Below are 25,099 nucleotides of genomic sequence, written 5' to 3'. Positions count from 1 at the left end.
CATGGCGCAGCCAGGTGACAGGCGAGGGCTGGCCTTCGCCGCCATCGTCGTGGTCATCGCCGGCGTCGGCCTCTACCTCATGTGGGCGGACAGGGAGGACCCGGCCCAGCCCGTGCCGCAGGCCACCCGCGCCACCAGCATGGCCGTGGCCTCCAGCACGCCGCTCGCGACCGCGAGCTCCGCGCCGTTCGACGTCTACAACTATCTGCCGATGAAGAAGGAGCAGCTGGCCGCGGCGGCGGACGTGGCCGAACGGTTCACCGCCGAGTACGGCACGTTCAGGTACGACGAGGACCCGGCCGCGTACGCCAACCGGATCAAGGCGTACACCACCCCCGAACTGGGCACCGCACTGACCCGCACGATCACCTCGGCGGGCACCATCGAGCAGAACCGCACCGACGAGATCGTCTCGACGGCCACGGCCAGGCTCAAGGAGATCAGGCAGATCGAGAAGAATTCCATCGTCTTCGTCGTCGTCGGGACCAGGCAGGTCACCGCGAAGAGCGGCGGCAAGCAGCTCACCGAGGAGTACGCGGTCACGGTCAGCCAGTCCGGCGCCGACTGGCGGATCTTCGACATCATGCCGGCGGCCGAGGGCCAGTTCGGAGACCCGGAATGAACGTCTCGCGAACCCGCCTCGCCCTGCTGATCGGCCTGGCAGGGGGGCTACTGCTGGCCCTGGTCGTGGTGTCGCCGATGGTGCTGATCTCGATGCCGTCGTTCCTCAGCGAGGGCCGCACCTCCATCGACTGCGCGGACACGACGCAGGTGGAAGAGGCATCCGACTCCGCCGCCGCCGACATCCCCGCCAAGTACCTGGAGCTGTACAAGGAGCACGGCGACAAGATCGGCGTCCAGTGGAACGTCCTGGCCGCCGTGGGCAAGCGCGAGACCGACCACGGCCGCTCCACGCTGCCCGGCGTCAAAAGCGGCACCAACTCCGCGGGCGCGGCCGGGCCGATGCAGTTCCTGATCTCCACGTGGGGCGGCAAGGCGAGGATCGCGATGTCGTCCACGTTCAACGGGTACGCCTCCGACGGTGACGGGGACGGCGTGGGCGACGTGTACAACCCGGCCGACGCGATTCTCGGCGCCGCGAAGATGCTCAAGCGCAACGGGGCGCCCGAGAACGTGCGGCAGGCGTTGTTCGTCTACAACCGCGCCTGGTGGTACGTCGACCAGGTCGAGGCGATCGCCAGGAATTACGCCAAGTCCGGGGACGTGAAGCTCCCGCCGCAGGCCGAGGACGAGTGCGACGACTCGCTGGTGGAGGCCGCGCCGAGCGACGTCGTGGCCAAGATCCTGCAGTATGCGCTGGCCCAGCGCGGCAAGCCGTACCTGTGGGGTGGCACCGGGCCGGACGCGTACGACTGCTCCGGCGTCATTTACGCCGCCTACCGGTCGGCGGGGCTGACGATCCCGCGCACGACGTTCCTGCAGTGGCCGTTCGGGGTGAAAGTGTTAGAGGGTGAGGAGCAGCCGGGCGACCTGGTGTTCTTCAACGCCGGGCCGGGCACGTCGGCCGACAACCCCGGACACGTCGGGCTGGTGGTGTCGAAGGGCAAGATGCTCGAGGCCAGGTGCCGGCTGTGCGGGCCGATCAAGGTCACCAGCTACGAGGTCCGCGGAAACCGCGTCGGGTTCACCCGCCCCCTGCAGAACCCCGACGTGCTCGAACAGCTGAAGAAGCTGCAAAATCCTTCCCTATGAGGAATCGCAACGCATGAGCGAGGACGTGGTGGTGGTCGTGGCGGCGGTGATCGTCGCCGAGGGCGGCCGGGTGCTGGCCGCCCAGCGCGCGCAGCCGGCGGCGCTCGCCGGTGGCTGGGAGTTTCCCGGCGGCAAAGTGGATCCGGGCGAGGACGAGGTCCAGGCGCTGATCCGGGAATGCCGCGAGGAACTCGGCGTGGAAATCGCGGTGGGCGCGCGGGTGGGCGGTGACTGGCCGCTGTCCAAGGGGTACGTGCTGCGGGTCTGGCTGGCCTCGGTCGCTTCGGGGACGCCGGAGCCCCGGGAGCATCTGGCGTTGCGGTGGCTGGGGCCGGGGGAGTATTTCGACGTGGAGTGGCTGGGGGCCGATCTGCCGATCATGAAGACCGTGGAGAGCCTGATCCCGCCGGACTGAGTATGTCACCCTCTGTGACATAGTGATTACTAGACGTGAGTAACGGGTCATGTGTCGCAGCGGGGGAGTGGGAGTGATGCGTCGTGGCTGGATTCTTGCCGGTGTGCTGATACTGGTGGCGGTGCCATCCGTGCCCATGGCTGCGACCGGGGTCTCGCTGGTGGTGGAGCGGGTGAGCCAGGGCGACGGCGGCCCGGGGAAGTGGGTCAGGACCGGGGACGTGCAGCGGTTCAGGGTGCGGCTGAACGGGATGGCCAAGGGGGCCAGGGTGGCGGTCGCCGCCAGTCCGGTGGAGGCGTTGTCGGAGGTGGCCTGCGTGTCACCGGCCGGCCAGCCCTCCCACCCGGCCCTCAGCTCGCCCCTCGCCGGCCCTCTGGGCTCGTCGTCCGTCGGCGCCGCTCCCCCCGGCTCGGCATCCGTCGGCGCCGCTCCCTTCGCTCCGGAGTACGGCGGTCCTCCGCTCCCCGGCCCGGCGTCCGCCGGCCCTGCTCCCCACGGTGCGGCGTCTGACGGACTTACGACCGCAGACTCGGCGCTTACGGCCGCCGGCCCGCAGACCGACGTCCCCAGGACCGACGTCCCGACGGGCAGCGGCGCGACGGGCAGCGGCGCGGCGGGCGGCGGCGTGACAGGCGGCGGCGTGGCGGGCGGTGGCGTGGCGGGCGGCGGCGTGGCGGGCGGCGGCGCCACGGGCAGCGCCACGGCCAGCGGTGCGATGCCTGGCGGCGTGACAGCCGATGGCGTGACGGGCGGTGGCGTGGCGGGCAGCGGTGCGATGCCTGGTGGCGTGACGGGCGATGGCGTGACGGGCGGTGGCGTGGCGGGCAGCGGTGCGATGCCTGGCGGTGTGACGGGCAGCGGTGCGATGCCTGGCGGTGCGACGGGCGGCGGCGCGACGACGGGCGCGCCGATGACCCTCGAGTCGGGTGAGGACGGGCTGAGCGCGCCGACGGCCGGCGGTGGGCAAGGTCCCGTCCCGGGTTGGCCTCCCGCGACGGGGGCCGCGACAGCAGGAGCGTCCCCCGTCCCGGCGCTCCCCGCGCGCGTGCTGGCGACGCGGGCGCTGGCCGCCATAGGGACGCCGGCTCTCCCGTACGGGTCCCTGCTGGGGGCGCACGTGTGCAGGCTGGGGAAGGTCGACGGCGAACGATCCGTCGACGTGACGCTCACGACGCCCGAGGGCGCCAGGAAGGTGGTGCTGGCGGCGGTGGCCGAGATGCGGGCCGAGCCGGACGACGGTCGGACGACCATGCGCAGATCCGTCGCCATGCGGGTCATCGGCACCGCACCGCCGATCAGCGGCGACGCCGCCAAGCTCGCCGACCCGCAGGCGCGCCGGACGGCCGAGGCCGAGGTGCCGGATGTCGAGCTGACCCTGCGGCAGGTCGCACCGCAGCAGACGCTTCGCCACATGTCCGCACCAGCGTCTCCCCGCACGCCGGCCCAGAGCGTTCCCGCCGCGTCCGGGGGAGCCGTCGCGAGCTCGTCCATCGAGAGCGTTCCCGCCGCGTCCGGGAAGGCGGTCGCGAGCTCGTCCACCCAGGGCGTCTCCCTCGATCAGGCGCTTCCGGACGTACTCCAGCAAGGCCTTGCCGACGTGCCAACGGTCGGCGCATCGCCCGCGCCCGGCACCACCCCGTCTCCCCAGATCGCCGCGCTCTCCGGGACGGAGGCCGCGCCCCTGCCGTGGGAAATGGCCGCCGCCACGAAGCGGGCCCGGCCGACCGGACAGGGCAATCCGCTGAAGGGGCCCATGGGGCATGCCATGGTCGTCGGCGGCATCGGGACGCTGCTGGGGGCTCTCTGGCTCATTGTCACGGTACAAAAGCACCGGAGGCGTAGAATGGTGTTGTAATCCGGTCTTTACTGTTACTTTGACCCGACTAGTATTCCCTTGACCATGGTTCCGGGATGACGGCGGAGGGCACCGGTGGCACGCAGACGAGCGACGGCCGTGTCTGCGATCGTCCTGGCGCTGGGACTGGCCGGCGCCGGAGCGACGCCTTTCATCGTGCAGAGCGCGAGCGCGTCCGTGACGGCCTACGACCCTCCCGTTGAGCCCTGCGACGTCGCCGACCCGGCGTGCCAGTCCGACCCCCAGACCACGGTCACGGTGACCACCACCTTAGGCACCCCGACGCCCGAGGGGGACCCGGAGACGACGGTCACCACGACCGTCACCGCGTCTCCGAAGAAGACCAGCAAGACGCCGACGCCGACGAAGTCCAGCACGCCCCCGGCCACCCCGCCGCAGACCACCCCCACGCAGAACCTGGAGCCGCTGCCTTCGCAGAACGTCGAGCCCCCGCCGACCTCCACGTCGAGCACCCCTGACGCGACCGTCGAGATGCCGACGGTCGGCACGCCGACGACGAGCGCCCCCGTGCTCCCCACGGAGACGCAGTCCGCCGCCTCCGAAGAGGTGCCGCTGGAGTTGCGTGGCGCGGCGCCGGAGTTCGACCAGCGGACGCTCACGCAGAAGCTCAGCATCCCGGCGCTGGTCCTGGTCCTGCTCGCGCTCTTCGCGGTGCTGATCTTCGAGGGCAGGCTGCGCCGCATGGCCCACGCGGCCGCCGTACGCAAGGCGGGACCGCAGATGGGCGGGCGTCCGGACATGCCGCCCGGCGGTTACCCGGCCGGTCCGGGATACGCCGCGGCGGGGTTCCCGCCCGCCGGCTACCCGGGTGGCACGGCGTACGCGCCGATCATCAGCTTCGTGCCGGTGCAGACGTACCCGAGCGGTCAGGTCTACCAGGACGTCGGACACCCGTACCCGCCGCAGGGCTACGCGCAGGAGCCGCCGCCCGCGGCGCCTTCCGAGCCGCCGCCCGTGGTGCTGCACCCTGATGAGTTCCACTCCTACAACTACGAGCCGCCCAAGCCCAAGGAATACCGCGACCCGTTCGAGCCGCTGGTTCCCCCGGCCGACATCCCGACGGGCGGTGGCACCCCGTTCGAGGACGGCCACGAGCATCCGCTCGGCTCGGCCTCCGCGGCGGAGTCCGGTGACTCCGAGCCGTGGCAGCAGGGCACGTCCCTGTTCGAGCCGCCGCAGCGGCCCGGGCAGGAGTACGAGCCGCCGCCGTACCTGCCCGCCGACGAGGACGTGACGGCCGTGCAGCCGCTGCCGCAGCAGGAGCCGACCAAGGAGATGCCGGACTCCGAGCGCGAGCGTTTCCGCCGCTCCGAGTAGCCGCTGGACAACGATGAGGGGGCTGGACACCGTCCAGCCCCCTCATCCGTGTGACGGCCTACTTGGCGCGCTTGAAGATCTTGCTGCCCAGCCACACCAGCGGGTCGTACTTGCGGTCCACCACGCGCTCCTTCATCGGGATCAGCGCGTTGTCGGTGATCTTGATGTGCTCGGGGCAGACCTCGGTGCAGCACTTGGTGATGTTGCAGTAGCCCAGCCCGTGCTCCTCCTGGGCCGCCTCCTGCCGGTCCGCCACGTCATACGGGTGCATGTCCAGCTCGGCGATCCGCATGAGGAACCGGGGACCGGAGAAGTTGGTCTTGTTCTCCTCGTGGTCGCGGATCACGTGGCAGACGTTGTTACACATGAAGCATTCGATGCACTTGCGGAACTCCTGGGACCGCTCGACGTCGACCTGCTTCATCCGGTATTCGCCTGGCCGCACCTCGGCCGGCGGCGTGAAGGAGGGGACCTCCCTGGCCTTCTGGTAGTTGTACGAGACGTCGGTGACGAGGTCCTTGATGACGGGAAAGGTCCGCATCGGCGTGACCGTGATGGTCTGGTCCTCCTCGAAGGTGGACATGCGGGTCATACAGCCCAGCCGCGGCTTGCCGTTGATCTCCATGCTGCACGAGCCGCACTTGCCCGCCTTGCAGTTCCAGCGCACCGCCAGATCGGGCGCCTGTGTGGCCTGCAGCCGGTGGATGATGTCGAGGACGACCTCGCCCTCGTTGACCTCCACGGTGAAGTCCTCGAGCTTGCCCTCGCCGCCCTCACCACGCCAGACCTTGAACTTTGCCTTGTAGCTCATGCCTTCGCTATCCCGTCGAACTCGGTCATCTCTTCGTCGGTGAGGTATTTGCTCAGCTCGCCGCGGTCGAACAGGGTGATCAGGTCCTCGCGCATACGCGGCTGGACCTTCTCCTCGACCCCGATCGTCGAGCCGTCCTCGGTGGAGCAGACGAGCAGCTTGCGGCGCCAGTCCGGGTTCATCCCCGGGAAGTCGTCGCGGGTGTGCCCACCGCGGCTCTCCTCGCGTAGCAACGCGGCCTTGGCCACGCACTCCGACACCAGCACCATGTTGCGCAGGTCGATCGCGAGGTGCCAGCCGGGGTTGTAGATGCGCGAGCCGGCCGCCCCGACCATGCGCACGCGTTCCTTGATCTTCTCCACGACCTGAAGGGCCTCGGAGACCTCCTCGGCCTTGCGGATGATGCCGACCAGGTCGTTCATCGTGCGCTGGAGCTCGTGGTGGACTTCGTAGGGGTTTTCGCCGTTGCGGCCCAGCGGCGCGATCGCCTCCCCGTGGGCCTCGTCGACCTGCTCGGGAGCGACCTTGGGCCGGCTCTTGAGCCCGTCCACGTACGCCGCCGCGCCCGCGCCCGCCCGGCGCCCGAACACCAGCAGGTCGGACAGCGAGTTGCCGCCGAGCCGGTTGGAGCCGTGCATGCCGCCGGACACCTCGCCGGCCGCGAACAGCCCCGGTACGGCCGCCGCGCCGGTGTCGGCGTCCACCTCGACGCCGCCCATGATGTAGTGGCAGGTCGGGCCCACCTGCATGGGCTCGGCGGTGATGTCGACGTCGGCCAGTTCCTTGAACTGGTGGTGCATCGACGGCAGCCGCTTCTTGATCTCCTCGGCCGGGAGCCGGGTGGAGACGTCGAGGAACACGCCGCCCTGCGGGGATCCGCGCCCGGCCTTCACCTCGGCGTTGATCGCGCGGGCCACCTCGTCACGCGGCAGCAGCTCCGGCGGGCGCCGGTTGTTGGCCTGGTCGGTGTACCAGCGGTCGCCCTCCTCCTCGGTGGTGGCGTACTTGTCCTTGAACACCTCGGGGATGTAGTCGAACATGAAGCGCTTGCCCTCGGAGTTGCGCAGCACGCCGCCGTCACCGCGGACGGACTCGGTGACGAGGATGCCGCGCACGGACGGCGGCCAGACCATCCCGGTGGGGTGGAACTGGATGAACTCCATGTTGATCAGCTTCGCGCCGGCCAGCAGGGCCAGGGCGTGGCCGTCACCGGTGTACTCCCAGGAGTTGGAGGTGACGACGTAGGACTTGCCGATGCCGCCGGTGGCCAGCACCACGGCCGGCGCGTCGAAGAGGATGAAGTTTCCGGTCTCGCGCCAGTAGCCGTACGCGCCGGAGATCCGGTCGCCGTCCTTGAGCAGCCGGGTGACCGTGCACTCGGCGAAGACCTTGATGTAGGCCTCGTAGTCGCCGTGGTTCTCGTAGTCCTCCTGCTGGAGCGCGACGACGCGCTGCTGCAGCGTGCGGATCAGCTCCAGCCCGGTACGGTCGCCCACGTGTGCGAGCCGCGGGTACTCGTGCCCGCCGAAGTTCCGCTGGCTGATCTTGCCGTCCTTGGTGCGGTCGAACAGCGCGCCCCAGGCCTCCAGCTCCCACACCCGGTCGGGAGCCTCCTTGGCGTGCAACTCGGCCATCCGCCAGTTGTTGAGGAACTTGCCGCCCCGCATGGTGTCGCGGAAGTGCACCATCCAGTTGTCGTCGGAGTTGACGTTGCCCATCGCGGCGGCCGCGCCGCCCTCGGCCATGACCGTGTGCGCCTTGCCGAACAGCGACTTGCAGACGATGGCCGTCCGCTTGCCCTGCTGGCGGGCCTCGATCGCGGCGCGAAGCCCCGCGCCGCCGGCGCCGATGACGACGACGTCGTATTCGTGACGCTCTGTGTTAAGCGAGTTGTCCACTGAAAGCTGTCCTTACGCGTACGGGAAGGCGATGATGCCCTTGGCCACCAGGCGGACATAGAGGTCGGCGCCCATGACGGAGAACATCGAGGCCCACGCGAGGGGTTGGTGCTTGGCGTTGAGCTTGGAGACGAACGTCCAAGCCCGGTAACGCAGCGGGTGACGGGAGAAGTGGTTGAGCCGGCCCGCCGTGATGTGCCGGCAGGAGTGGCACGAAAGCGAGTAGAGGTTGATCAGGACGGCGTTGGCGATCAGGATCCAGGTGCCCAGGCCGAGCGGCTTGTGGACGAGCGCCAGAACGGCGTCGTAGGCCAGGATGAGGCCGATCACGATGGCCCCGTAGAAGAAGTACCTGTGCACGTTCTGCAGGATCAGCGGGAAGCGCCGCTCACCGGTGTACTTGCCGTGCGGCTCCTGCACCGCGCACGCGGGCGGCGACAACCAGAACGAGCGGTAGTACGACTTGCGGTAGTAATAGCACGTCAACCGGAATCCGCCCGGCAGGCCGAGAATGAGCAGCCCCGGCGGAAGGACCCACCAGTCGCCGATGGGCGCCCACCCGAACAGCCTCGCGCCGTCACAGACCTCCTGGGTCGTCAGACACGGCGAGGCGAACGGGGCGACATACGGCTCGACGAAGTTGCTCGTGTCGATGATCGCCCACACACCGTACACAAGGAACGAGCTCAGCCCGAGGAATGTGAGCAGCGGGACCAGCCACCATCTGTCGGTGCGCAGGGTGCGCACCTTGACTTGCGCACGCTGCCTTCGCAGTGGGGCTTCGGGCGTCGTCTGGGTCATCGCGGACCTCTCCACCTCCCGCGGACCCTTTCGCGCAGGGGGTCCGTGGTTCGTTTCGCTGGGCGCGCGTAGGGGCGGTATCCGCTCAAGCGCGCGTTGGTGGGGGATACGTTACGACGACCGCATCGACATTTGTGAGCGGGGTCACTCACTTTTTCGATGACCGGCTGTGATTCCTGTCACGTACGCCCGTCAGGGCGCTGCCCCTGCGTGGGCAACTTAACCACAGTCACGAAGAAATCATCGATCTGCCGGACAACCCGGATAAATTGCTCAAAGTCCACCGGTTTCGACACATAGGCGTTGGCGTGCAGCCGGTAACTGTGGAGGATGTCCTCCTCGGCTTCCGACGTCGTCAGGATCACCACGGGGATCGTCGCCAGGTCGGTGTCGGCCTTGACCTCGCTCAGCACCTCCATGCCGCTCATCCGTGGCAGGTTGAGGTCCAGCAGGATGAGATCCGGGCGTGGCGCGTCGGCGTAGCCGTCCTCTTGACGCAGGTAAGCCATCGCCTGCTCGCCGTCGTTCACCACGTTGAGGCGGTTGCGCACCTTGTTGAAGTCGAAGGCCTCCTTGGTCAGCAAGATGTCCCCTTGGTCGTCCTCCACCAGGAGGACCTCGATCGGGCGCCAATCAGTCATCGTCGTCTCCAGCCGCGGGTAGCGTCCAGCGGAACGTCGCACCCTGGCCCTCCGCACTCTTGTCGAGCCACATTTGTCCGCCGTGGTATTCGACGATCTTGCGGCACAGTGCCAGGCCGATGCCAGTCCCTGGATACACGTCCCGGGGGTGGAGACGCTGGAAGATGAGGAAGATGCGGTCGGCGTACTTGGACTCGACCCCGATGCCGTTGTCCGAGCAGCTGAACTCCCACATGTCGCCGGACCGCTTCACCCCGATGTGGATGCGCGGGGGCGCCTCGGAGCGGAACTTGATCGCGTTCTCGATCAGATTCTGGAACAGCTGGGTCAGCTGCAGCCGGTTGCCCTTGACCTTGGGCAGGTCGTCCCTGGTGACCGTGGTCTCGGTGTCCTCCAGGGTGGCCGACAGGTTCTCCAGCGCCTGGTTCAGCGCCTCGCCCGAGTCGGTCACGGTGCGCTCGCCAGTGGCCCGTCCGACTCTGGAGAAGTCCAGCAGGTCGTTGATCAGCAGTTGCATCCGTTTCGCGCCGTCCACCGCGTAGTGGATGTACTGCCTGGCCCGCTCGTCGAGCTGCTCGCTGTAACGCTGCTCCAGCATCTGGGTGAAGCTGGCCACCTTGCGCAGCGGCTCCTGCAGGTCGTGGCTGGCCACGTACGCGAACTGCTCCAGCTCGCCGTTGGATCTGCGGAGTTCCTCGGCCTGGTCGGAGGCCATCCGCCAGGCCGACACGACGCGATCGCGCATGGCGTCGAGGTGGCTGGACAGCTCGGCCAGCTCCGCCGGACGGTCCACCTGCAGGGTGTGGTCGAAGTCGCCGGCGGCGACCTTGCGCACCTGGTCGGTGAGCTGGTCGATGGGCTTCAGCACGGCGTAGCGCACGATGATGGCCAATCCGACTCCGCAGGCGAGCAACACCGCGAACAGCACGATCAACGCCGCGTTCAGCCGCCCGATCTGCGCGGCCACCTCCGCCTTCGGGTCCAGCGCTTGTGCCTGGGCGAGCATCAGCATGGTGACCACGACCCCGGCCGCGAAGGCCACGCCGGCCACCGCGCCGATGAACATGAACCAGCGGGCGACCGGCAGCCTGCCCAGTCCCACCGGCTCCTTGGGCGGCGGCAGCGGATGGATGCTCATGCTCTCCTCCTGCTCACCAGGACCACGGCCAGGTCGTCGCTCAGTGTGCCCACATGCCTGATCAGCCGGTCGAGGTCGATCGCGCCGTGCTCGCGTACCAGGTCGATCAGGCCCTCCACGCCCAGCAGCTCGTTACGCTCGCCCACGGCCGCCTCGATCAGGCCGTCGGTGTAGAGCATCATCGACCACGTCTCGCCCAGCGGCACGTCGATCACCGGCCATTCCGCGTCCGGGAAGATCCCGAGCGGCGGGCCGGACGGGGCGCCTTCGACCACCTCGACGGCGCCGTCGCGCACGAGCACCGGCGGCGGGTGCCCGACCACGCGCATCCTGGCGTGCTGCAGGTCGGGGGTGATCGTCGCCATGCAGAGTGTCGTGAAGATCTCCGGCGCCTTGCGCTCGGCCCGCAGCAGGGCGTCGAGCGTGCGCAGCAACGTGTCGTCGGTCCGCCCGGCCAATACCAACGTACGCCAGGCGATGCGCAGCGCCACGCCGAGCGCGGCCTCGTCGGGGCCGTGCCCGCACACGTCGCCCACCACGAGGTGCACCGCGCCGTCCGGCGTCTGCACCGCGTCCAGGAAGTCCCCGGCCAGCGTGCCGCCGCTGCCCGGCAGGTAACGCGTCGTGTGCTCGATCGCGTCGGTGCGCAGGAGCGCGACGGGGAGCAGGCCCCGCTGCATCCTGGCGTTCTCCTTGGCGATCAGCTCCGCCTGCACGAGCCTGAGCTGGGTCTGGTCGGCCCGCTTGCGCTCCATGGCGTACCTGATGGCCCTGGCCAGCAGCCGCGCGTCGATGTCCTGCTTGACCAGGTAATCCTGCGCCCCCGCCTGCACGGCGGCGACGCCCACGTGGACGTCACGCAGCCCGGTGAGCACCAGCACGGCCGCGTGCGGCGCCAGCGCCAGCACCTCCTCCAGCGCCTCCAGCCGGGAGGCGTCGGGTAGCGAGAGGTCGACGAGCACACACTGGATCTTGGAGGTCAGCTTGGTCTTGGCCTCCTGGAGGCTCCGCGCCCGGAAGATCTTCGGCGGCGCGACCGCCTGCTGGAGCAACTCCTCGACGAGGAACGCGTCGCCGTCATCATCCTCGAGGAGGAGCAGCGTCAGCGTTTCGGAGAGATTTGCTGTCACCAAATCGCCTCACCGGGACATTGGAGATGTTGCTGCTCATTCTGCGATGAGCTCTACCCCTTGTGGAAGCGTGCCTTCATGTCCAGCTTCCACCACAAAGGTGAGCAGGGTCTCCCGGAACGCCTGCGCGGCCGTGGTCGGCTCGACATCCTTGCGGTGGGCCAGCGCGATCGTCCGGCTGAGCCCCGGCGGCGCGAGCGGCGTGCCGGAAAGCCCGGGCCGCCCGTCGAGCACCATGGAGGGCACCACGGCCACCCCCAGCCCCGCCTCCACGAACCGCAGCACCGCGTCCATCTCGCCGCCCTGCACCGCGAACCTCGGCTCGAACCCGGCCTGCCGGCACGCGGCCAGCGTCGCCTCCCGCAGGTCGTAGCCGCGCCGGAACATCACCATCGGCCGCCCGCGCAGGTCCTCGATCTCGATGTACGGGCGCCGGGATGCCTCATGGGAATGCGAGACCACCACGAGGTTCTCCCGCAGGATCTCCTCGGTCACCAGCGAAGGATCGTCGCTCTGCAGCGGCATGATGATCAGCGACAGGTCGAGCTGACCGCGCGCCAGCGCCCTGATCAGGTCCCGTGAGCCGCCCTCCTCGACCAGCAGCTCGATCCCCGGGTACGCGCGATGGAAGCGGGCCAGCGCGTCCGCCAGCAGCCCCGCGCACAGCGACGGCGTGGCCCCGAGCCGCACCCTGCCCCTTCTGAGCCCCGCCAGCTGGGCCACCTCCTGCCTGGCGGTGTCGGCGTCGGCGAGGATGCGGCGCGCGAGCGGCAGCAGTGCCTCCCCGGCCGGGGTCAGCGTGACGTTGCCGCGCGCCCGGGAGAACAGGGCCGCCCCGAGGTCGCTCTCCAGCGCCTTGATCTGCTTGCTGAGCGACGGCTGCGCGACCCGCATGCGCTCGGCGGCCTGGGTGAAATGCCTGGTCTCGGCGACGGCCACGAAGGAGGCCAGTTGCTGCAGCTGCATGTGATTTTCCTCGCATCGGCCCGCCTGATCGTCCGGAAAAGGCCGCACATACCAGCATCATAGCTTCCGGCTATGGAAACCAGGCCCGTGATGACTTGGACGGATCATCGCTGCGTACTTAGCGTCTGAAGACGTGACTGCGACGATTGAGCGCGGTGCCGCGACCGCGCCGGTTCCCGCTCCCAAGAGCACTCCAACGCGTAAGAAGGCCGGCGGGTTCCTCGGCTCGTCGAACGGCAAGAAGGCCGTGATGGCCGTCACCGGTGCCGTGATGGTGCTCTTCCTCCTCCTCCACATGCTCGGGAACCTCAAGATCTTCCTGGGCAAGGACTCCTTCAACGACTACGCGCACGCATTGCGCACTCTGCTGGAGCCGCTGCTGCCGTACCGGACGCTGCTGACGATCCTGGAGGTCGTTCTCGTCGCGTCGGTCGTCCTGCACATGTGGGCCGCGATCTCCCTCTCCCGGCGGGCCGGCAAGGCCAGGCCGGTCAAGTACGTCGCCAAGAAGCCGCAGGCGAACGGCTACGCCACGCACATCATGCGGTGGGGCGGACTGACGATCGCGCTCTTCGTCGTCTGGCACCTGCTCGACCTGACCTTCGGCGTCGTCAACCCCAAGGGCTTCGACGCCGCCCCGGCCGACCGGATGGTCGCCGGCTTCGAGCCGTCCCGCTGGTGGGTGACGCTGATCTACTTCGTGGCCGTCGTCATGGTGGGCCTGCACCTGCGGCACGGCATCTGGAGCGCCGCGCAGACGCTCGGCTGGGCCAACCGCAACCGCTACCGGGTTCTGAAGGCTTCGGCCGCCCTGGTCTCCGCGGTCCTGGTGATCGGCTTCCTGGCGCCGCCCCTCGCGATCACGTTCGGAGTTGTGAAGTGAAGTACACCGAAGGTTCGGAGATCCACGACACCAAGGCTCCTGCCGGCCCCATCGAGGAGCGGTGGGAGAAGCGGAAGTTCTCCGCGAAGCTGGTCAACCCGGCCAACAAGCGCAAGCTCACCGTGATCGTGGTCGGCACCGGCCTCGCGGGCGGCTCGGCCGCGGCGACGCTGGGCGAGCTGGGCTACAACGTCAAGTCGTTCTGCTACCAGGACACCCCGCGCCGCGCCCACTCCATCGCCGCGCAGGGCGGCATCAACGCCGCCAAGAACTACCGCGGCGACGGCGACAGCATCTACCGGCTCTTCTACGACACCGTGAAGGGCGGCGACTTCCGCGCCCGCGAGTCGAACGTCTACCGCCTGGCCCAGGTGTCGGTGAACATCATCGACCAGGCGGTCGCACAGGGCGTGCCGTTCGCCCGCGAGTACGGCGGCCTGCTCGACACCCGCTCCTTCGGCGGCGCCCAGGTGTCCCGTACGTTCTACGCCCGCGGCCAGACGGGCCAGCAGCTGCTGCTGGGCGCCTACCAGGCGCTGGAGCGGCAGATCGCGGCCGGGACCGTGACCATGCACACGCGGCACGAGATGCTCGACGTGATCGTCGCCGACGGCCGGGCGCGCGGCATCATCGTGCGCGACATGGTGACCGGCGAGATCGAGCGGCACCTGGCCGACGCCGTGGTGCTGGCCACCGGCGGCTACGGCAACGTGTTCTTCCTGTCCACGAACGCCAAGGGCTGCAACACGACAGCGATCTGGCGGGCGCACGAGCGCGGGGCGTACTTCGCCAATCCCTGCTACACGCAGATCCACCCGACCTGCATCCCGGTGTCGGGCGAGTACCAGTCGAAGCTGACGCTGATGTCGGAGTCGCTGCGTAACGACGGGCGGGTGTGGGTGCCGCTGCGCAAGAACGATACCCGCGCCCCCGGGGACATCCCGGACGACGAGCGCGACTACTACCTGGAGCGGATTTATCCCGCCTTCGGGAACCTCGTCCCCCGCGACATCGCCTCCCGCGCCGCCAAGAACGTCTGCGACGAGGGCCGCGGCGTCGGCCCCGGTGGCCTGGGCGTCTACCTGGACTTCCGTGACGCCATCAACCGCCTCGGCCGCGACGCCGTCGAGAAGAAGTACGGCAACCTCTTCGAGATGTACGAGCGCATCACCGGCGAGAACCCGTACGACGTGCCGATGCGCATCTACCCGGCGGTCCACTACACCATGGGCGGCCTGTGGGTGGACTACGACCTGCAGTCCACGATCCCCGGCCTGTTCGTCATCGGCGAGGCCAACTTCTCCGACCACGGCGCCAACCGCCTCGGCGCGTCCGCGCTGATGCAGGGCCTGGCCGACGGATATTTCGTCCTTCCGACCACCATCGGCGACTATCTGGCCGCCGGCCCGTTCGGCGACGTCGACGACGCGGCCATTGCCGAAGCCGAGGTCAAGGTCAGGAACAAGATCGACCGTCTCCTGTCCGTGAACGGCACCCGCACCCCGGACTCCTTCCACCGCGAGCTGGGCAAGCTCATGTGGGACTACTGCGGCATGGAGCGCACCGAGGAGTCGCTGCGCAAGGCCCTGGAGCGCATCCCTGAGCTGCGCGAGGAGTTCTGGCAGAACGTCAAGGTCACCGGCACCGCCGAGGAGCTGAACCAGGTGCTGGAGCGCGCCGGCCGCGTCGCCGACTTCTTCGACCTGGCCGAGCTCATGTGCCTGGACGCGTTGATCCGCACGGAGTCCTGCGGCGGCCACTTCCGCGCCGAGTCCCAGGACGCCGACGGCGAGGCCCTGCGTGACGACGAGCACTTCGCGCACGTCTCCGCCTGGGAGTTCTCCCCTTCCGGTGAGCCGGTGCTGCACAAGGAACCGCTCGAGTACGAGTACGTCAAGATGACCCAGCGGAGTTACAAGTGAACCTGACCCTGCGCGTTTGGCGTCAGAGCGGCCCTTCCGACGACGGCCGGATGGTGACGTACAAGGTGGAGGACGTGTCCCCGGACATGTCCTTCCTGGAGATGCTCGACGTCCTCAACGAGCGTCTCATCCTCGAGGGCGACGACCCGATCGCCTTCGACCACGACTGCCGCGAGGGCATCTGCGGCATGTGCGGCATGGTCATCAACGGCGTCGCCCACGGTGAGCAGCGCGCCACGACGACCTGCCAGCTCCACATGCGCCACTTCGAGGACGGCGCCACGATCACCATCGAGCCGTGGCGGGCGGCACCGTTCCCGGTCGTCAAGGACCTGGTCGTGGACCGCAGCGCCTTCGACCGCATCATCCAGGCCGGCGGCTTCGTCTCGGTCCCCGCCGGCTCGGCCCCGGACGCGCACAGCGTCCCGGTACGCAAGGAAGACGCCGACGCCGCCTTCGACGCGGCCACCTGCATTGGCTGCGGCGCCTGCGTGGCGGCCTGCCCGAACGGCTCGGCCTCCCTGTTCACCGCCGCCAAGATCACCCACCTGAGCCTGCTCCCGCAGGGCCAGCCGGAGCGCCTGTCGCGCGCCAAGGCCATGGTGGACCAGATGGACGCGGAGGGCTTCGGCGGCTGCACGAACACGGGCGAATGCACGGCCGTGTGCCCGAAGGGGATTCCGCTGGAGACGATCGCGCGCATGAACAGCGACTATCTGAAGGCGAACGCCAAGTAGGAGGCCGCCGCCGGCCCGGGAGATCAACCCGGGCCGGGCAGCCGGTTCAATGAGCGCCCACCAGGGTCTTGAGGGCGATGATGGCCAGTCCCAGCACGAGGTTGGCGACCCCGGAAAGGACCATGGCTCGCGCGGAGAAGCGGGCCGAGGCGGCGGATGCGACCGCCCAGGCGACCTGGCTCGCCACCGCGACGACCAACGCCACCCAGGTGGCTCCCATGTCGGACAGGCCCAGCGCCGAGGCGAAGGCGGCCCCGATGGCAGGCGGGAACGAGGCCTGGGCCACCGGCCAGTCCTGACGAGCGACTACGCGCAGGCGCCGCCAGGTCAGGGCGTCGGTTCCGTGGGACACCACCAAGGCGTAGACGTGGGTGAGCCAGAACACCACACCGGTGCAGATCAACACCACCACGAGGTTGCCCGCTGACAGCGGCGTGCCGTCCACCGCGCTGCCGGCCACGACCGAGGCCGCCAGCAGCGAGCCGTACACAGCCCCCGCGAACTCGGCCCGTTCCGGTCTTCCCTTGGTGTCACGCACGTCCACATCGGGAGCCTTCCCGGCTCGATGGGTTGGCGTGCGGGATGATGTCTAGTTTTGGGCTGTTCGGGGATCAGGAACACTCCCGCATGATGCGTGCCAGCTCATCAGGCGTCATAGGTGGCTCCGGCAGCGGATGAGCCGCCGAAGCCCGGAACCCGTCCAGTATCAGAGCCAAATGCCGTCGCCACGCCAGCGGCCGCACCGCCCCCGTTGCCTCCACCGTGCGGGCGATCCCCCAGGTCACGAACGCCATGTCCTCCAGCGTGCAGTCCTCCCGCAGCACGCCGGCCTCTCGCGCTCGCCGGACGATCCGCTGCATCAGCTCGTAGCCCCGCGCATGGTTCTCTGAAGGGGGCGCGACCTGCGGGACCCGGCGCGAGACGAGGTCGTTGTAGCCGCGATCGGCGGCCTGCAGCTCGCACACCCGCTCCAGGAAGTGCACCAGTCCGGCCCATGGGTCCGCCATCGACAGGGCGTGCTCGGCGATCCGCGCCACTGTGGCCGTCCGGTCGGCGAAGACGGCGTCGATGAGGTCGTTGCGGCTCGGGAAGTGGTTGTAGAGGGTTCCGTTGCTGACCCCGGCCGTACGGGCGATCTCGTCCAGGGCCACGTCCAGGCCCCGTGTGGCGAACAGGTCGCGGGCGGCCGCCACCAGCAGGTCCCGGTTTCGCTGTGCGTCCCTGCGCAGGGGCTTGGCGTGCGTCGGCATGCTGGCATCGTACCGAACTTGAGAACAGTCCCAACTTATGGCTAGGCTGCAAGCGGGAGAAAGTTGGGACTGTCCCCAACTTCGCTGGATCGATTAAGGAAGGATTTGCCATGCCTAAAACGCTGGCCATCTTCGGCGCCGGTCCCGTCCTGGGCCTGTCTGTCGCCCGCCGCTTCGGGCGCGAGGGCTTCCGCGTCGCGCTCGTCGCCCGTACCAGGAAGAACCTCGACCACCTCGTCGCCGAGCTCGCTCGCGACGGCATCGAGGCGGCCGGCTTCACCGCCGACGTCTACGACCGCGGCCAGATCGCGAACGCCGTGACGGCGATCAAGGAGCGGTACGGGCGGATCGACGTCGCGGAGTTCAGCCCCGGCGGCGGGGATCTAGGGGACGGGATCGTGTCGACCCTGGACGTCGACGTCGAGAACACGCAGCTCATCCTGGACCGCTTCCTGCTATCCGCGATCGCCCTGGTGCGCCAGACCCTCCCCGACATGGTCGAGCACGGTGACGGCGCCATCCTCTTCACGGCCGGACAGTCCGGCATCCACCCGGTCCCGTTCCTCGGGAACGCGGGCATGGCTCAGGCCGCGCTGCGCAACTACTTCCACACACTCAACGCCGTCCTTGCCGGCAAGGGCGTCCATGTCGGGGCGGTCAACGTCGGCGCGCTGATCGAGGGGAGTGTGCCGCACCAGGCCATCGCGTCGTCCCAGGAGCCGCTCGGGTTCGAGCCGGAGGTCATCCATCCGGACGTTTTCGCGGAGAGCTTCTGGGAGCTGTACTCCAAGCGCGACCGGGTTGAGGCTCTGGTGGGGAACTTCGGCCGATAGCGAGGACGGAGGGGCGGCATGGCTCCGCTACACCAAGGTGAACATCTGGGAGGACCCTGGAGCGGCGGCCCTCGTGCGCTCGGTCGCCGACGGGAACGAGACCGTGCCGACCGTGACGGTGGCGGGCAGGGCAATGGTCAATCCGTCGAAGCGGCAGGTGATGGAGGCGGTGGCGAAGTACGCCCCGCACCTCTTGCCTGGCCACGTGGAGTAGCAGGCACGTGGTGCCGTGGCCCTGGCCGCCGCTGCCCAGCGTGACCTTGCCACTACAAATGTTAGGGGAGGGCTGATCGCTTCTGCGCGCTACTTCTCGCCCTTTATGCACGGTACGCGTGGCGGGCCTGTTCTCGTCGATCCTGTGGCGCCCGCGCATGACGACACAGGATGGGTCGCGCCGACTGGCGGGGCGTGGCTCTCGGTCGGATCCCGCCTGACGGCTTGAGCCGCACCGCGGGTGTTGGCTAATTAGTATGTTGCAACGCATACTAATTAAGTGACACCAATAACGAAGCCTTCCCGAGTGCTGTCTCGTGATGCCGAGTGGGCGGCCCTCGCGCAGTTCGTACGGCATCCGGATCCCCATCTCCGACTGGGCGTCGTGTCGGGCCGGCGCCGGGTCGGGAAGAGTTTTCTGCTTCGTGCGCTTGCCGAGGCCACCGACGGCCTCTACGTCTCGGCTGTGGCAGAGGAGAGCGTTGTCGCGGCGCGACGCCGATTGGCCGCGGAGATAGCACGCTATGCGGGTATCGGCCCAGAGTTGATAGCCGATGCGAGCTGGGAATCTCTGCTGTCCACCGCGATCGAGCTGACGGCGCGCCGCCGCGCAGGAGTGTTCGTCATTGACGAGTTGCCTTACTGGATGGCGCATTCCCCGGAACTGCCTGGTCTGCTCCAGTTGTTGTACGACCAGTCTCAGGCCGGACAGGGTGTGACGGGTGGACGAGTGATCGTCTGCGGCTCGGCCATGTCGGTGATGAACAATCTGCTTTCCGGTACGAAGGCGCTGCGTGGGCGGGCGGCGATCGATCTTTGTCTCCACCCCTTCGACCTGGCCACCACGGCACGACACTGGGGGATCGGCGACCCGGGGGCCGCTCTGCGGGTGCATGCCATTCTCGGCGGAGCCCCGGGCTATCGCAATCTCGCCAATGTGGACCCTCCCCAGTCGACCGACGAGTTGGACGACTGGGCCCCTGCCACCGTGCTGGATCCCCGGCAGGCGCTCTTCTCCGGTAGCGAAGCGGAATACCTGCTGCGGGAGGATCCCAAGTTCACGGGGAGTGCCTTGCACTACGCGATCATCAATGCGGTCGCGAATGGCGCCACCAGCCCGGCGAAGATCGGCGGATTGCTGGAGCAGCCGCGCTCGTCGTTGACCCGGCCCATTGAAGCCCTGGTGAGCGCGGGGTACCTGTCGTACGACACCGATCCGCTGTGGGAAAGGCGGCCAGTGATCACGGTGGCTGATCCAATCGTGCGGTTCCACAATCTGATCACTGTGCCGCAGCGCGACCTCGTGGAGACGGGGCAGTCTACGGAGGCATGGCGGCGGTCGCGACCGACATTCGTCGCTCGCGTTCTGGGACCTCACTTCGAGAGCTGTGCCAGAGCGTGGCTCCGTGGACAGGCAGACCCGGCTCTGCGAGGACACGCCAGCGTTGTGACGGGAACCGTCGTCAACGACCGGAAGGGACAGGCCAAGAACGAGATCGACGTCGTGGCACTGGACAAGCGGGCGGGAAGGGCGGAGATCCGGCTCATCGGAGAGGCGAAGGCAACGGTGACCCGGCGGAGTGCGGCCGATCTCGACCGTCTCGACAGGCTCAAAGAGTTGCTGGCCGAGCACGGGCACGACACCGGGTCGGCGGTCCTGGCCCTGTTCTCGATGGAGGGTTTCCAGCCGGACCTGGTCAGCACGGCACGGCGCAGAGGGGATGTCCTGCTGGTCGGCTTGCCCGCCCTCGTCGAAGCCGGCGATCCCGTGGTCGTTCCTGGCGCTCGATGAATGGAGAAGCGGCGTAACAACGAGGGGGCTCAGACCACTTCCTGGTGTCAGAAGAACGCATCCGGAACGAAGGGGCTGGGCGGTGGCGGATGATGCGGACCGGTTCACCGGCATGTACGACGAATGCCGACAACGTGTGTGGGCCTACGTGGTCAGTCGCGCGGGGCGGCAGGTCGCGGACGAGGTGGTGAGCGAGACGTTCGCGATCGCCTGGCGGCGGCTCGACGACGTGCCCGAGCCTGCTCTGCCGTGGTTGCTCGGCGTGGCCAGGAACATCCTGCGCGACAACGTACGGGCCGAGGCACGCAGGGAGGCGCTGGCCGCCGAGTTGCGGGCCTGGACCGAGGGCGACGTTGCCGACCAGGTGACCGAGCGGATCGGGGTGTTGCGGGCGCTGGCCGCGTTGCCGGAGGACGATCGGGAGATCCTCCTCCTGGTCGCCTGGCACGGGCTGTCGCCGAAGGAGGCCGCACGGGTCGTCGGGTGCTCGTCCGCGGCGTTCCGGGTCCGGTTGCATCGGGCTCGCAAACGGCTCAAGCAGGCGATGAACGAGGCCGCGGAGTCGGCAGCGGTCCACCTGCGCGCTCGCCCCCAGGCGCGCCCGTCCCTGCCTCACGTCCGGAGCTACAACGAGGAGTTGTCATGAACCCCATCGACGAACTCAGGGCCGCCAGGCCTGCTCATCTCGGTGACGACCCGGTGGACGAGCGCACCAGGGCCGCCGAGCTGTCCTACGCCATGTCCCAGCCGAGGCAGGCGCGGCGGCGGCGCAAGGTCGTGCGGCCGGTCTGGGGACTGGGGCTGGCCGGGGCCGCGGCGGCCGTGACGGCGGTAGCGGTGGTCCTGGCGGGGAATGGGGCGGCGCCGACCCCACGGGCGCCGGACGGCGGCGGCCGGATCGCCACCGCCACGGATGTCCCGGACGGTGCCGGCTCGACGGTGAACCCGGATGGCAGCGGCTCGACGGCGAGTCCGGGCGGGACCGCCGCGCCCCGCGTCACGTTGTCGGCGCGGGACGTGCTGCTGGCCGCCGCGGAGAAGGCCGACCGGCAGCCCGAGCGCACCGGGGACTACTGGCACACCGCGTCGGTGAGCCGGACGTTGTCCACCGTGGCGGAGGGTGGCTACGAAATGGCGACGGAGAGCCGGGACGAGATGTGGACGCCCAGCGCAACCGGTGGCGAGCAGTGGAGCCGTAGCCAGTCGCTCGGGACGCGACCGGCCACCGCGGAGGACAGGAAGGCGTGGGAGGCGGCCGGGTCGCCGGAGAAGGTCGAGGTGGCGGTGCCGGGCAAGGGCGGTTCGCTGGTCCTGGAGACGGGGACGGCGCCGGGCAAGGTACGCACCAGTCACAGCCCGCTGGTGGACGGGGACAAGGTGTTCTGGCTCGGCCGGAACGTGACCATGAAGGATCTGCGCGGGCTGCCGAGCGACCCGGACGACCTCAAGAAGTGGCTGCTGCGCTCGTACGAGGGGCATGATACGGAGTCCTCGAGCACGCCGATGGCCTCGGGTGTCTGGCTGTTCAAGGTGAGCGCGGGCCTGATCACGGACATGCCGGTGACGCCGCAGGTTCGAGGTGCGGCCTTCCGCATGCTGGCCGAGCTCGACACCGTCAAGGTCATCGAGAACGTCACCGACGCCCAAGGCCGCCAGGGCACCGCGGTCTCGATCGAGGAGCGCATCAAGAGCGGCGCCGTCCTGGAGAACCGGCTGATCTTCGACGAGTCGACCGGCCGGGCCCTCGCCAACGAGAACGTCGTGGTGAAGCCCGGGGGGTTGCAGGCGGCGTTCGAGCCCGGAGAGGTGTTCAGCTCCACCGCGGTGCTCGAGGCCGGCTGGACCGACGACAAGCCGTGACGGCAGGGCCCGGCCGGCCGACTCGGCGCTGATTGGGGTGCCGGTAAGAATCGTGTCATGAGCCCCAAACGGCGTTGATCTTGCTGTGACTTGCCTGGTCAATGCTGGGCGGTCATGAAACACCCCCCGATGCACATCGACGAGTTGGTCGAGCACTGGACGATCCTGGACGAAGAGCGCGAGCTGATCGCCGGAAAGCGCGACGCCACGCGACTCGGCTTCGCGATCTTGCTGAAGTTCTACACGCAGCACGGCCGGTTCCCGCGCGGTCGTTCAGAATTGCCGGACGATGTGGTGGAGCATGTGGCTAAGCAGGTCCAGGTTCCCGCCTCAGAGCTCGGCTTCTACGAGTGGTCCGGCTCCACGATCGAGTACCACCGCAGTCAGATCCGCACGCACCTGGGCTTTCGCGCCTGCACGACGGCGGACGCGTCGAAGCTGGCGGTGTGGTTGGCCGAGAACGTCGCGCACGCCGAGCGGCGGCCCGAGCGGGTCCGGGAGGAGTTGCTCAAGCATCTGCGTGAGGAGCGGATCGAACCGCCGACGCCTGGACGGATCTCCCGGATCGTGGCCTCGGCGCTACACAACGCGGAGGTCACCTGGTCGGTGCGGATCACCTCACGGTTGAGCTCCGAGACCACCCAGCGCATCTGCGCGCTGGTCGGCATCGACGATGCCAGCCGCGCGGGAGCCGTGGCGGCCGGCGACCGCCAGGAGCCAGCCAGCGAGACGGCTGCAGAAGACGACGATGAGGACTTCGACGTGCTGGCGTTGATCAAGTCCGCGCCGGGCAACGTGAGCCTGGAGTTGATGATGACCGAGATCCGCAAGCTGGCGGCGGTCCGCTCGATCGAGCTGCCGCCCGGGTTGTTCGCCGACGTGGCGCCCAAGGTGCTGGCGTCCTGGCGGGCACGGGCGGGGGTGGAGGCTCCCTCGCACATGCGCACGCACCCGCGCGAGCTGACCGTCCTGCTGCTGGCGGTGCTGGTCCACGAGCGGGAGCGGGAGATTACCGACACGCTGGTGGAGTTGCTCATCGCCACGGTGCATCGGATCAAGGCGCGGGCCGACAGCAAGGTGACCAAGGAGCTGATCAACGCGTTCAAGCGGGTCACCGGCAAGGAGAACATCCTGTTCAAGGTCGCCGACGCCGCCCTGGGTCACCCCGACGATCCGGTCCGCCAGGTCATCTTCCCCGCCGTCAGCGGTGGCGAGCAGACGCTGCGCGACCTGGTACACGAGTTCAAGACCAAGGGCCCGGCCTACCGGACCACAGTGCAGACCACGCTGCGCGCCTCCTACACCAACCACTACCGGCGCGGCCTGATCGCGCTGCTGGACACCCTGGAGTTCAAGAGCAACAACACCGCCTACCAGCCGGTGATCGAGGCGCTGAAGCTGATCCGCCGCTACGCCAAGGCGGGCAACACCACCTACTACCCGCGCGGCGAGGTGGTGCCCGAGCACCGCGGCACCGCCGGCGACTGGGAGAACCTGGTCTTCAAGAACGACAAGCGCGGCCGTCGGCGAGTGGTGCGGATGGTGTATGAGATCGTCACCTTCCAGGCGCTGCGCGACGCGCTGCGGTGCAAGGAGATCTGGGTGGTCGGCGCCCACTCCTTCCGCGATCCGGAGGAGGATCTGCCCAAGGATTTTGCCGCTCGCCGCGTGGAGAACTATGCCGAGCTGCGCAAGCCGCTGGACCCCAAGAATTTCATCGCCGAGTTGAAGGCCGAGATGCGCGCGGAACTGGAGGCGCTCGACACCGCGCTGCCGAAGCTGGACTGGGTGGCTATCTCCGAGCGTAAGTCCGGCGCGATCAAGCTGACGAAGATCGGCCCGGCGGAGGAGCCGAGGAACCTACGCAAGATCAAGAACGAGGTGAGTCGACGCTGGGGCTCGGTCCCGCTGATCGACATGCTGAAGGAGGCGGTGCTGCGCACCGGCTGCCTGAACGCTGTCACCTCGGTGGCGGGCACCTCCAGCCTCAAGCCCGAGGTCCTGGCCGAGCGCCTGATGCTGGCGATCTTCGGGTACGGCACCAACACCGGGATCCGGGCGGTGGCCTCCGGTGGCCACGCCCACAGCGAGGATGACATCCGCTACGTGCGGCGCCGCTATCTGACCCCGCAGATCGCCACCGATATCGCGATCGCCATCGCGAACGCGACCTTCACCGCCCGGGACGTGGAGTTGTGGGGTGAGGGCACGACCACCGTCGCCTCCGACTCCACGCACGTACGTGCCTACGATCAAAATATTTTCACCGAGTGGCACTCCAGGTATGGAGGTCGCGGCATCCTCATCTACTGGCACATCGAGCGCGGCTCCATGGTCGTGCACTCCCAGACCCTGCGCGCCTCGGCCTCAGAGGTGCACGCGATGATCGAGGGCGCGGTCCGGCACGGCACCACCATGAAGGTCGAAGGGAACTATGTCGACTCCCACGGCCAGACGGAAATCGGGTTCGGCGTGACCAGGCTTTTGGGCTTTGACCTGCTGCCGCGCATCAAGCAGATCAACAAGGTCAAGCTGTATCGGGTGGAGAGCGGTGAAAGCGACCTGTACCCGCGGCTGACGCCGGCGATGACCCGGCCGATCCGCTGGGATCTGATCGAGCAGAACTACGACCAGATGATCAAGTACGCGACCGCGATCAAGCAGGGCACCGCCTCCACCGAGGCGATCCTGCGCCGGTTCACCGAGTCCGCCTCGCACCCGACCTACCAGGCCATGCTGGAGGTCGGCCGCGCGCAGAAGACCATCTTCGTAGCGCTTATGTGGAATCTGGTTTGTCAAGCCGCGTCGATTAGTCTGGTCAGTAGGGTGCCGGATCTCCGAGCAGGACGACCTTGCTGACAACGGGGTCGAAGCCGAGGACCGGGTGTTCTTGGCTTCCGCCT

At 68.6% G+C, this 25,099-nt stretch carries 23 protein-coding genes; 14 read left to right on the top strand and 9 right to left on the bottom strand.

Annotated elements, in window-relative coordinates; translation table 11 throughout:
* The first annotated feature begins 1 nt into the window (after nt 1).
* The 5 genes from Q9G87_RS35575 (at nt 2) to Q9G87_RS35555 (ending at nt 5,321) form a co-directional block, all read left to right on the top strand.
* On the top strand, nt 2–622 hold the full coding sequence (locus tag Q9G87_RS35575; RefSeq protein ID WP_305920954.1) for a hypothetical protein: 621 nt from the start codon (nt 2–4) through the stop codon (nt 620–622).
* Entirely contained in the window at nt 619–1,713 is a 1,095-nt protein-coding gene (locus Q9G87_RS35570) for a C40 family peptidase (protein ID WP_305920953.1), read from the top strand. Before Q9G87_RS35575 ends, Q9G87_RS35570 begins: the two co-directional genes overlap by 4 nt.
* 13 nt (nt 1,714–1,726) lie before the next feature.
* Entirely contained in the window at nt 1,727–2,128 is a 402-nt protein-coding gene (locus Q9G87_RS35565; protein WP_305920952.1) for a (deoxy)nucleoside triphosphate pyrophosphohydrolase, read from the top strand.
* Nucleotides 2,129–2,264: 136 nt separating this feature from the next.
* Entirely contained in the window at nt 2,265–3,983 is a 1,719-nt protein-coding gene (locus Q9G87_RS35560) for a hypothetical protein (protein ID WP_305920951.1), read from the top strand.
* 99 nt (nt 3,984–4,082) lie between these two features.
* Nucleotides 4,083–5,321, top strand: coding sequence for a hypothetical protein (locus Q9G87_RS35555; RefSeq protein ID WP_305920950.1), 1,239 nt, complete (start codon nt 4,083–4,085; stop codon nt 5,319–5,321).
* A 58-nt stretch (nt 5,322–5,379) separates the two neighbouring features.
* Here Q9G87_RS35555 and Q9G87_RS35550 read toward each other — a convergent pair whose 3' ends face one another.
* From Q9G87_RS35550 to Q9G87_RS35520, 7 genes are all read right to left on the bottom strand, one after another.
* Nucleotides 5,380–6,132 (bottom strand): succinate dehydrogenase/fumarate reductase iron-sulfur subunit, encoded by a 753-nt coding sequence (locus tag Q9G87_RS35550; protein WP_305920949.1) that lies wholly within the window; start codon nt 6,130–6,132, stop codon nt 5,380–5,382.
* Nucleotides 6,129–8,030: a fumarate reductase/succinate dehydrogenase flavoprotein subunit gene (locus Q9G87_RS35545; RefSeq protein ID WP_305920948.1), complete on the bottom strand. Its 1,902-nt coding sequence runs from the start codon at nt 8,028–8,030 to the stop codon at nt 6,129–6,131. Before Q9G87_RS35545 ends, Q9G87_RS35550 begins: the two co-directional genes overlap by 4 nt.
* Before the next feature lie 12 nt (nt 8,031–8,042).
* Nucleotides 8,043–8,831 (bottom strand): hypothetical protein, encoded by a 789-nt coding sequence (locus Q9G87_RS35540; protein ID WP_305920947.1) that lies wholly within the window; start codon nt 8,829–8,831, stop codon nt 8,043–8,045.
* A 179-nt stretch (nt 8,832–9,010) separates the two neighbouring features.
* A complete protein-coding gene (locus Q9G87_RS35535; protein WP_305920946.1) occupies nt 9,011–9,472 on the bottom strand; it encodes a response regulator in 462 nt (153 codons plus the stop codon).
* Complete coding sequence (locus Q9G87_RS35530) at nt 9,465–10,610, bottom strand: sensor histidine kinase (protein WP_305920945.1); 1,146 nt, start codon at nt 10,608–10,610, stop codon at nt 9,465–9,467. The genes Q9G87_RS35535 and Q9G87_RS35530 overlap by 8 nt, the downstream gene beginning before the upstream one ends.
* Nucleotides 10,607–11,740, bottom strand: a complete 1,134-nt coding sequence (locus Q9G87_RS35525) for a PP2C family protein-serine/threonine phosphatase (RefSeq protein WP_305920944.1) — start codon at nt 11,738–11,740, stop codon at nt 10,607–10,609. The genes Q9G87_RS35530 and Q9G87_RS35525 overlap by 4 nt, the downstream gene beginning before the upstream one ends.
* Before the next feature lie 36 nt (nt 11,741–11,776).
* Nucleotides 11,777–12,706, bottom strand: coding sequence for a LysR family transcriptional regulator (locus Q9G87_RS35520; RefSeq protein ID WP_305920943.1), 930 nt, complete (start codon nt 12,704–12,706; stop codon nt 11,777–11,779).
* A gap of 250 nt (nt 12,707–12,956) precedes the next feature.
* Between Q9G87_RS35520 and Q9G87_RS35515 the strand changes: the two genes are divergently transcribed.
* The 3 genes from Q9G87_RS35515 to Q9G87_RS35505 are packed head-to-tail and all read left to right on the top strand — an operon-like array spanning nt 12,957 to nt 16,248.
* On the top strand, nt 12,957–13,589 hold the full coding sequence (locus tag Q9G87_RS35515) for a succinate dehydrogenase cytochrome b subunit (RefSeq protein ID WP_371825878.1): 633 nt from the start codon (nt 12,957–12,959) through the stop codon (nt 13,587–13,589).
* Entirely contained in the window at nt 13,586–15,511 is a 1,926-nt protein-coding gene (locus Q9G87_RS35510; protein ID WP_305920941.1) for a fumarate reductase/succinate dehydrogenase flavoprotein subunit, read from the top strand. Before Q9G87_RS35515 ends, Q9G87_RS35510 begins: the two co-directional genes overlap by 4 nt.
* Nucleotides 15,508–16,248, top strand: coding sequence for a succinate dehydrogenase/fumarate reductase iron-sulfur subunit (locus Q9G87_RS35505; protein WP_305920940.1), 741 nt, complete (start codon nt 15,508–15,510; stop codon nt 16,246–16,248). Before Q9G87_RS35510 ends, Q9G87_RS35505 begins: the two co-directional genes overlap by 4 nt.
* Before the next feature lie 46 nt (nt 16,249–16,294).
* Here the strand turns inward: Q9G87_RS35505 and Q9G87_RS35500 are convergent, their stop codons facing one another.
* Together Q9G87_RS35500 and Q9G87_RS35495 are read right to left on the bottom strand one after the other, a co-directional pair.
* Nucleotides 16,295–16,786 carry a hypothetical protein gene (locus Q9G87_RS35500; RefSeq protein WP_305920939.1) on the bottom strand — a complete coding sequence of 164 codons (492 nt, stop codon included), beginning with the start codon at nt 16,784–16,786 and terminating at the stop codon, nt 16,295–16,297.
* Between the two features lie 73 nt (nt 16,787–16,859).
* Nucleotides 16,860–17,498, bottom strand: a complete 639-nt coding sequence (locus Q9G87_RS35495) for a TetR/AcrR family transcriptional regulator (protein WP_305920938.1) — start codon at nt 17,496–17,498, stop codon at nt 16,860–16,862.
* A 110-nt stretch (nt 17,499–17,608) separates the two neighbouring features.
* Between Q9G87_RS35495 and Q9G87_RS35490 the strand changes: the two genes are divergently transcribed.
* The 6 genes from Q9G87_RS35490 to Q9G87_RS35465 all read left to right on the top strand — a co-directional run bounded on the left by Q9G87_RS35490 (nt 17,609) and on the right by Q9G87_RS35465 (nt 25,055).
* Nucleotides 17,609–18,331: an SDR family NAD(P)-dependent oxidoreductase gene (locus Q9G87_RS35490; protein WP_305920937.1), complete on the top strand. Its 723-nt coding sequence runs from the start codon at nt 17,609–17,611 to the stop codon at nt 18,329–18,331.
* A 37-nt stretch (nt 18,332–18,368) separates the two neighbouring features.
* Nucleotides 18,369–18,545, top strand: coding sequence for a thioredoxin domain-containing protein (locus Q9G87_RS35485; RefSeq protein WP_305920936.1), 177 nt, complete (start codon nt 18,369–18,371; stop codon nt 18,543–18,545).
* A 306-nt stretch (nt 18,546–18,851) separates the two neighbouring features.
* Nucleotides 18,852–20,336, top strand: a complete 1,485-nt coding sequence (locus Q9G87_RS35480; protein ID WP_305920935.1) for an AAA family ATPase — start codon at nt 18,852–18,854, stop codon at nt 20,334–20,336.
* Between the two features lie 82 nt (nt 20,337–20,418).
* A complete protein-coding gene (locus tag Q9G87_RS35475; protein ID WP_305920934.1) occupies nt 20,419–20,982 on the top strand; it encodes an RNA polymerase sigma factor in 564 nt (187 codons plus the stop codon).
* Complete coding sequence (locus Q9G87_RS35470) at nt 20,979–22,196, top strand: CU044_5270 family protein (protein ID WP_305920933.1); 1,218 nt, start codon at nt 20,979–20,981, stop codon at nt 22,194–22,196. The genes Q9G87_RS35475 and Q9G87_RS35470 overlap by 4 nt, the downstream gene beginning before the upstream one ends.
* A gap of 114 nt (nt 22,197–22,310) precedes the next feature.
* Nucleotides 22,311–25,055, top strand: coding sequence for a Tn3 family transposase (locus tag Q9G87_RS35465; RefSeq protein WP_305920932.1), 2,745 nt, complete (start codon nt 22,311–22,313; stop codon nt 25,053–25,055).
* Nucleotides 25,056–25,099: the final 44 nt, after the last annotated feature.

Origin of the sequence: Nonomuraea turcica (assembly GCF_030718205.1) — a bacterium.
Taxonomy (GTDB): Bacteria; Actinomycetota; Actinomycetes; order Streptosporangiales; family Streptosporangiaceae; genus Nonomuraea.
Note: the sequence above shows the minus strand (reverse complement) of the source record. Positions and strands in the feature narration are given on the sequence as shown.